Source organism: Lysobacter sp., from assembly GCF_035655815.1.
Classification (GTDB): Bacteria; Pseudomonadota; Gammaproteobacteria; order Xanthomonadales; family Xanthomonadaceae; genus Lysobacter_J.
In genome coordinates, this window is sequence record NZ_DASRTS010000055.1 from 179,027 (window position 1) to 187,392 (window position 8,366).

The 8,366-nt window shown below is 66.9% G+C and carries 7 protein-coding genes; all 7 read right to left on the bottom strand.

The genetic code is table 11. The annotated features are described in order from the left end of the window. Positions 1-48: 48 nt before the first annotated feature. Positions 49-2,304, bottom strand: a complete 2,256-nt coding sequence (locus tag VFE83_RS15310; protein WP_324907678.1) for a TonB-dependent siderophore receptor — start codon at positions 2,302-2,304, stop codon at positions 49-51. 438 nt (positions 2,305-2,742) lie between these two features. Continuing rightward, complete coding sequence (locus VFE83_RS15315) at positions 2,743-3,081, bottom strand: non-heme iron oxygenase ferredoxin subunit (protein WP_324907680.1); 339 nt, start codon at positions 3,079-3,081, stop codon at positions 2,743-2,745. Next, positions 3,078-3,620 carry a GNAT family N-acetyltransferase gene (locus VFE83_RS15320; RefSeq protein ID WP_324907682.1) on the bottom strand — a complete coding sequence of 181 codons (543 nt, stop codon included), beginning with the start codon at positions 3,618-3,620 and terminating at the stop codon, positions 3,078-3,080. The genes VFE83_RS15315 and VFE83_RS15320 overlap by 4 nt, the downstream gene beginning before the upstream one ends. A gap of 259 nt (positions 3,621-3,879) precedes the next feature. Continuing rightward, a complete protein-coding gene (locus VFE83_RS15325; RefSeq protein WP_324907684.1) occupies positions 3,880-5,121 on the bottom strand; it encodes a cysteine desulfurase in 1,242 nt (413 codons plus the stop codon). A 41-nt stretch (positions 5,122-5,162) separates the two neighbouring features. Next, entirely contained in the window at positions 5,163-6,458 is a 1,296-nt protein-coding gene (sufD, locus tag VFE83_RS15330) for a Fe-S cluster assembly protein SufD (protein ID WP_324907685.1), read from the bottom strand. A 1-nt stretch (position 6,459) separates the two neighbouring features. Continuing rightward, positions 6,460-7,224: a Fe-S cluster assembly ATPase SufC gene (sufC, locus tag VFE83_RS15335; RefSeq protein ID WP_324907687.1), complete on the bottom strand. Its 765-nt coding sequence runs from the start codon at positions 7,222-7,224 to the stop codon at positions 6,460-6,462. Between the two features lie 149 nt (positions 7,225-7,373). After that, the coding region (gene sufB / locus VFE83_RS15340) for a Fe-S cluster assembly protein SufB (protein ID WP_324907689.1) at positions 7,374-8,366 on the bottom strand (993 nt) is incomplete at its 5' end.

The window sequence follows — 8,366 nt, forward strand, 5'->3', positions numbered from 1 at the left end:
TGCGACCGCCCGGACGATGCCGGGCGGTGCGCGGACCGGGTTGCCGGATTAGAACCTGTACGTGGCGGCCAGCACCACTGCGCGCGCGTCGCCCGGCGTTGCCCAGCCGTTGTTGCGCACGCGGATGTAGTACTCCTTGTCGAACAGGTTGTTGGCGTTGAGCTGCAGGGTGAGGCGTTCGTTGATGTCGTAGGCGACCATCGCGCGATGCGTGGTGTAGCCCTTGATGTCGCCGGTGGCGCCGCCGCTGGCGTTGTACCACTCGTACCCGCCCTGGTAGGTGATGCCGTAGCCGAAGGTCCACTGCGACAGTTCGTACGTGGTCCACACGCTGCCGGAACGTTCCGGCGTGCCGCTGAGCGGCCGCCCGGCGAGCGGATCGACCACGCCGCGGTTCCTGTCGTAATCGGAAATGCCCTGCAGTACTTCGCTGTCGAGCCAGGTCACGTTGGCGAACACCGACCACGCGTCCGTCAGCTGGCCCGCCGCGCCGAGCGTCACGCCGTCGACGCGCGCCTGGCCGTCGAGCTGCTGCTCGCCGCTGGGATTGTCCGGGTTCAGCGGGTCGGCGACCTTGAATTCCTCGCGATCGTTGCGGAACACCGCGGCGGTCAGGGCAAGGCGGTTGTTGACGTCCCACTTGCCGCCCAGCTCGATGTTGACGGCGGTTTCCGGATCGACGTTGCAGGTCTGCGCGGTGCACGAACCGTTGACCGAAGCCTTCGACGGCGTCTTGCTGTTGGCGTACGACAGATAAAGGCTGGCGTTTTCGACCGGCTTGAAGATCAGGCCGGCGCGGTACGAGAACAGGTCATCGTCGTTCTGGAACGCGGTGCGCCCGGTCACCTGGCCCAGCTGTGGGCTGCCGGCGGTGGTGTTGAACGTGTAGGCGACGGTATCGCCCTTGTTGTGCTCGTAGCGCGCGCCCAGGTTGAGCATCCAGCGTTCGCTGAACGTCAGCGTGTCGAAGACGTAGATGGCCTGGTTGTCGAGCGTGCCCTGCGTGATGCCGCTGCGGATGAAGTTGATTGGGCCGGTGTAGACCGAGAACGGGTCGCTGATCGACATCGGCGGCAGCGGCACCGTCGCGCCCGTGGCCGTGCGGAACAGGTTGCCGGTGTCCAGGTCGAACTCCTCGCGCGAGATCGACACGCCGGCCACTAGCGAATGCCCCACCGCACCCGTCTGGAAGCGGGAGATCACGTCGGTCTGGCTGACCGCGAGCGTGTTGCGCGTGTCGCGCTGCAGGCCGCGCGGGCCGCTGGGCTGATAGGTGTTCGGTGCTGCGCAGGCGGCGCCGGTGGCCGCGTTGATGCCGTTGGCGAGGCACCACGTGCCCTGCGGTGCGTCGACGATGCTCAGCTGGTCCACCTGCTGGTAGCGCGCCAGGCTGCGCAGGGTGGTGTTCGGGTTGAAGTCGTGCTCGAACGTGCCGGTCAGCATGTCGACTTCGACTTCCTGCGTGTCGACGTTGTGGTAGCCGTAGTAATTCCCAGGATCCACACCCGGCAGCGGACCACCATAGGCGCTGAAGTACGGCACGCCGTACTGCGGGATGTTGTCGTCGCTTTGGTGCAGGTAGCTCACGGTGAAGCGCGTGTCGCTGTCCAGGCCGATCGCGAGCGAAGGCGCGATGCCCCAGCGCTCGAAGGTCTCGTAATCCCGGCCCGGTGCGTCGTTCTGGTGGACCATGGCGTTGACGCGGAACGCCGAGCCTTCGTCGAACTCCGTATTGCTGTCGACCGTGATGCGGCCGTAGCTGTCGGTGCCGGCGCCGGCCTGCAGCACGGTGAAGTCGCCCGAACGCGCGACCTTGCTGACCAGGTTGATGTTGCCGCCGACGGAACCCGCGCCGGAGTACACCGAGTTGGCGCCGTTGACCAGTTCGATGGCTTCCAGGTTGAAAGTGTCGCTGCGCGTGTACTGAGCGCTGTCGCGCACGCCGTCGGTGGTGATGTCGCTGTTGGCGTTGAAGCCGCGCAGCGTGATGCTGTCGCCGTAACCGCCGCCGCCTTCGCCCGCGCCGAAGGTGATGCCGGGCAGGGTGCTGAGCACGTCGCGCAGGCCGAGCAGGTTCTGCTGGTCCATCACGTCCTTGGTGACCACGGTGATGGTCTGGGGCGTGTCGAGCAGCGGCTCGGTGTACTTAACCGAGGAGGGCTTCTCCACGTATTCGCCGTGGACCTCGATCTTGTCCAGGTCGGTGGCCTGCGGTTCGCCGGCAGGATCGGCCAGTGCCGGGGTGACGGCCGCCAGGGCCAGGGCGCCGGCGAGCGGCGAGACGACGAACTTCCTGTTGGACATGGGATTCCCGATGCGAGGCTTTGGCGCGGCCAGGACCGCTTCGGGGGGCGATGTTAATGAGAGCGATTCGCATTTGCAACGAAATGCGAACGATTTGGGCCGTCGACGGGCGAGCGGTGGGCTGGCGGCAGCGACCAGGCTCCGTGGATGCGGGCAATCCATCGGCTGCGCTCATCGCGCGCCGCGCTGCAGAGCGGGCTTGCTCGCGACCTCCACGCACATCGCCGAGCGGCTGATGATGGGCGAAAGAGCGCAGGTCGCGAGCAAGCTCGCTCCTACGAAGTCACCTCATCGAGGGGGCTTCCGGCACGTCGTTCGCGAAGCCAGGCGCGTGCGACGTCAATCGGGCTGCAAGCCGCAACGTCCCCATGGATGTAGATGGCAAGTGCCGCCCTGCATGCGGCGAGGGGAAAACTGCCGGAAAGAGAGATCGCAGACTCAGCCCCGGTCGTCGCGCGTCCACACGCCACCGTCTTCCACCTTGACCGGGAACTTCACTACCGGCTCATAGGCGGGCGCACACAGGGCCCGGCCGTCGCGCACGTCGAACTTGGCGCCGTGCAGCACGCATTCGATGGTCGCTTCCTCGCCGTCGAAGTTGCCTGCGGACAGCTCGAAGTCCTCGTGCGAGCACTTGTCCTCCAGCGCATAGAAGTCGCCGTCGTAGTTCACGACGAGGATGGCGGTGTCACCGTCCCATGCCACCGTGCGCTCGCCTGGCAACAACTGCGAGGTCGCGCAGACGAACACCCAGGGCTTCTCGGCGGGCTGGCTCACAGCATCTTCTCCAGCACTTCGAAGCGCAGATCGCCGCGCTTGGGCAGGCCGAAACGCTCGTCGCCGTAAGGGAACGGCTTCTTGATGCCGGTGCGGCGATAGCCGCGGCGTTCGTAGAAGGCGATGAGCTCGTCGCGAATGTCGATGACCGTCATGCGCATCGTGGGGATGCCCCAGTCCTCACGCACGATGCGTTCGGCCTCGGCGATCACGGTCTTGCCGATGCCGCCGCCCTGCTGAGTGGGACGCACGGAAAACATGCCGAAGTAGCCGGCGCCGTCCTCCACCGCCACGTGCGCGCAGGCTATGAGTTCCCGCCCGGCGGCACCGTCGCGTTCGGCAACCAGGATGACGCTGCGCGGACGGTCGATGCAGGCCTGGATATCGTCGGGACCGGTGCGGCGTCCGTCGAGCATGTCGGCTTCGGTGGTCCAGCCCTGCTTGCTGGCATCGCCGCGATAGGCCGATTCCACCAGCGCGACCAGCGCATCGGTGTCGGCATGGGTGGCATGGCGGAATTGCAACTGGCTGGTCGTCATGGCTCTGTTTTTGGACGCAGATTTACGCTGAAGAACACGGATGAAGCGCAGGGATGGACTGTCGCCTGGATTCGACGGCGTCAGTCGCGCCCCATTCTCGTGCCTGGTTCCATCGCTGTCATCTGCATCCGCCGTGTCGGAGAAAGGCCTCGGTATGACGCGGAGCCGACAGGGCGGCTTGAACCTGCCTGCGCCCGCTTCATCCGTGTCATCTGCGTTCCGCCGCGTCCGCAAACACCGGCTCCGAGCGCGGCAAGGATCAGCCCAGTAGCGTGCGCACCTTCCGCAACGCCGCGACGAAGGACTCGATCTCCTCGTGCGTGTTGTAGAAAGCCAGGGACGCGCGGCAGGTGGCGGGCACGCCGAAGTGCTGCATCAATGGATGCGCGCAATGGTGTCCGGACCGGATGGCCACGCCTTCGAGGTCCAGCAGCGTGGCGAGGTCGTGCGCGTGCGCGCCCTGGACGAGGAAGCTGATCACCGCGGCCTTGTCGCGGGCCTGGCCGAAGATGCGCAGGCCTTCCACCTTCGACAGCTCTTCGGTGGCGTGCGCCAGCAGTTCCTGCTCGCGCGCTTCGATGTGCTGCATGCCCAGCGCGGACAGGTAGTCCACCGCCGCGCCCAGGCCCACGAAACCGGCGATGTTGGGCGTGCCGGCCTCGAACTTGTGCGGCGGCTCGTTGAACACGGTGCCCTCGAAGCGCACTTCCTTGATCATCTCGCCGCCACCGATGAAGGGCGGCATCGAGGCCAGGTGCTCGCGCCGCGCCCACAGCGCGCCGGTACCGGTGGGGCCGGACATCTTGTGGCCGGTGATCGCGTAGAAGTCGCAACCGATGGAGGCAATGTCGAGCGCGCGATGCGGCGCGGCCTGCGATCCATCCACCGCAGTTACGATGCCGCGCTTGCGCGCCTCGCGGCAGATCTCGCGCACCGGGTTCACCGTGCCCAGCACGTTGGAGACGTGCGCCAGCGACAGCAGCTTCACCTCGGGCGTGAGCAGCGCGTACAACTGCTGCAGGTCCAGTTCGCCAAGCTCGTTGAGCTCGGCGACCTTGATGGTGGCGCCGGTGCGCTGTGCAACCAGCTGCCAGGGCACGATGTTGGCGTGGTGCTCCATCCGCGTGAGCACGATCGCGTCGCCCGGCTGCAGGCGCGGCAGCGCCCACGAGTACGCGACCAGGTTCAGCGCGAAGGTGGTGCCGCTGCAAAGCACCAGTTCGTCGGCGCGCACGTTGAGGAACTTTGCCAGCTTGGTGCGCGCGCCTTCGTAGGCGTCGGTCGCCTCGGTGCCCAGCGCGTGCACCGCGCGGCTGACGTTGGCGTTGTGGCGGCGGTAGAAGTCGTCCACTGCCTCGATGACCGATTCCGGCTTCTGTCCGGTATTGGCCGAGTCGAAGTAGATCAGCGGCTTGCCGTGGACCTGGCGGGTCAGCAGCGGGAAATCACCGCGGACGCGGGCCCAGTCGATGGCGGCATCGGATGCGGCGGGCAGGTTCATGCGGACTCCAGTCAGGCCGGTTTCAGTCAGGCCTGTTTCATTCAGGCCTGTCCCAGGCGTTCCAGGGCGGCGTCGAGGCGCGCTTCGAGCACGGCGCGCAGCGGGTCGCCGGCCTCGAACACGGCCAGGGTTTCGCGGCAGAACGCGGCGGTCAGCAAGGCGCGGGCCTGTTCGGCGGGCACGCCACGGCTGCGCAGATAGAACAGCGCGGTCGGATCCAGGCGGCCGACGGTCGCGCCATGCGCGGCCTGCACTTCGTCGGCGTGGATTTCCAGCACCGGCTGCGTGTCGATCTCCGCGCCTTCGCTGAGCAGCAGGTTCTTGTTCGACAGCATCGCGGCCGTGCCGTCCGCTCCTTCGCGGATCAGGATGCCGCCATGGAAGGCGGCCTTCGAGCGGCCCGCGCCCATGCCACGCCAGGTCAGCTCGCACGAGGTGTCGCGGCCGACGTGGTCGATGCCCAGTCGCGTATCCAGGTGGCGCTTGCCGGACGCGAGCAGCACGCCGTTGGCATGCAGGCGCGAGGACGCACCGTGCAGCGCGACGTTGAGCTCGTGGCGCGACAGGCCGGCGCCCAGTTCCAGATCGACGCGGCGATACTCGGCCTGAGTGGCCAGCACGGCGTCGGTGCGCGAAATCGCCGTCGCGCCGGCGCCTTCGTCCTGTACGCGCGCGTGGCGCAGCGTGGCATTCGGGGCCAGGTGTACGTGCGTCAGCGCATTGGCCAGATGGTTGTGCGCGCCGGAGCCGACGTGATGCTCCACCACGGACACACCAGCGCCTTCGCGAAGTTCGATCAGGTGCCGCAGGTGCCAGGCGCGGTCGGCATCGGACGTGGTACCGATGAACACCAGGTGGATCGGCGCCGCATGGCGGACGCCGGCCTCCACGCGCAGGACGATGCCATCGTCGGCGAGCGCGGCATTGATGCGGGCGAAGATCTCGTCGGCGCGCTCGAAGCGTCGGGCCAGGAAATTCGATTCGCGCGCTTCGCCTTCGACCAGCACCTGCGACAGCGGACGCAGCTCGATGCCCTCGGGCAGGCCAGCGATGTCGCTGTGCGCGGCGTCGAAGCGGCCGTTGACGAAGACCAGCCGCGGGCCATCGATGCCGGCCAGCACCGACGTGTCGAACGCGGCGACGGCAGTGGCGGGAGCGAACGCGCGGCGTTCCAGCGAGCGTAGCGGCGTGTACTTCCACGCTTCGACGCGCGCGTGCGGGACGCCGTCACGCAGTGCGGCGTCCAGCGATGCGCGGCGGCTTTCGCCCAGGCCGGCGGCGTCGCGTGCGGCGAGCGTGTCGAATGCGGCCGAGAAGGAATCGAGCAACGCGCTCATGTCAGGCGGCCGCTCCGGGCTGGATGCGATCCTTCAGCCAGGCATAGCCGTGCTGTTCCAGCTGCAACGCGAGTTCCGGACCGCCGGTCTCGACGATGCGGCCTTCGGCCAGCACGTGCACCACGTCCGGCTTGATGTAGTCGAGCAGGCGCTGGTAATGCGTGATCACCAGGAAGGCGCGCTCCGGCGAGCGCAGCGCGTTGACGCCGTCGGCGACCGCCTTGAGCGCATCGATGTCCAGGCCCGAGTCGGTCTCGTCCAGGATCGCCAGCTTCGGCTCCAGCAGGGCCAGCTGGAAAATCTCGTTGCGCTTCTTCTCGCCGCCGGAGAAGCCTTCGTTGACGCCGCGGTGCAGCAGTTCGTCCTTCAGGTGCAGCACGGCGAGCTTCTCCCGCACCAGCTTGAGGAACTGCATGGAGTCCAGTTCGGCCTCGCCGCGCGCCTTGCGCTGTGCATTGAGCGCGGCACGCAGGAAGTAGGTGTTGTTGACGCCGGGAATCTCGACCGGGTACTGGAAGGCCAAGAACACGCCCATCGCGGCGCGCTCTTCGGGCTCCAGCGCCAGCAGGTCCTGGCCTTCGAACGTCACGCTGCCCTCGGTGACCTCGTAGCCTTCACGGCCCGCCAGCACGTTGCCGAGCGTCGACTTGCCCGCACCGTTGGGACCCATCACCGCGTGCACCTGCCCGGGCGTGAGCTCCAGCGAGAGTCCCTTGAGGATCTCCTTGCCGGCGACGGAGACGTGGAGGTTTTCGATTTTCAGCATGATTCGATTCCGATCCTGTTAGAGCCCCTCTCCCACCGGGAGAGGGGTTGGGGTGAGGGGCGGAGCATCGCAACCCGCAGGCTCGCGACTGCGTTGCCCCTCATCCGGCGCTGCGCGCCACCTTCTCCCGGCGGGAGAAGGGAAAAACATCAACCGACAGATCCTTCCAGGCTCACTTCCAGCAACTTCTTCGCTTCCACCGCGAACTCCATCGGCAGCTCGCGGAAGACGCTCTTGCAGAAGCCGTCGACGATCATCGACACCGCGTCCTCCTCGCCGATGCCGCGCGAGCGGCAATAGAACAGCTGGTCCTCGCTGATCTTGGAGGTGGTGGCCTCGTGCTCGACGGTGGCAGTGGGGTGCTTGACCTCGATGTACGGGAAGGTGTGCGCGCCGCACTTCTTGCCGATCAGCAGGCTGTCGCACTGGGTGTGGTTGCGCGCGCCTTCCGCGCCGCCCGCCACCTTCACCAGGCCGCGGTAGGTGTTCTGGCCGCGGCCGGCGCTGATGCCCTTGCTGACGATCTTGCTCTTGGTGCGCTTGCCGACATGGATCATCTTGGTGCCGGTGTCGGCCTGCTGGCGATGGTGCGTCAGCGCGACGGAATAGAACTCGCCGACCGAGTCGTCGCCCAGCAGCACGCAGGACGGATACTTCCAGGTGATGGCCGAACCGGTCTCGACCTGCGTCCAGCTGATCTTGCTGCGCGCCCCGCGGCATTCGCCGCGCTTGGTCACGAAGTTGTAGATGCCGCCGCGGCCTTCCTCGTCGCCGGGGTACCAGTTCTGCACGGTGGAGTATTTGATCTCCGCATCGTCCAGCGCCACGAGCTCTACCACCGCGGCGTGCAGCTGGTTCTCGTCGCGCATCGGCGCGGTGCAGCCTTCCAGGTAGGACACGTAGGCCTTGTCCTCACACACGATCAGGGTGCGCTCGAACTGGCCGGTGTGGCCGGCGTTGATGCGGAAGTAGGTGCTCAGCTCCATCGGGCAGCGCACGCCCCTGGGAATGAACACGAAGCTGCCATCGGAGAACACCGCCGAGTTGAGCGCGGCGAAGTAGTTGTCACCGACCGGCACCACGGTACCCAGGTACTGGCGCACCAGTTCCGGATGTTCCTTGATGGCTTCGGACATCGAACA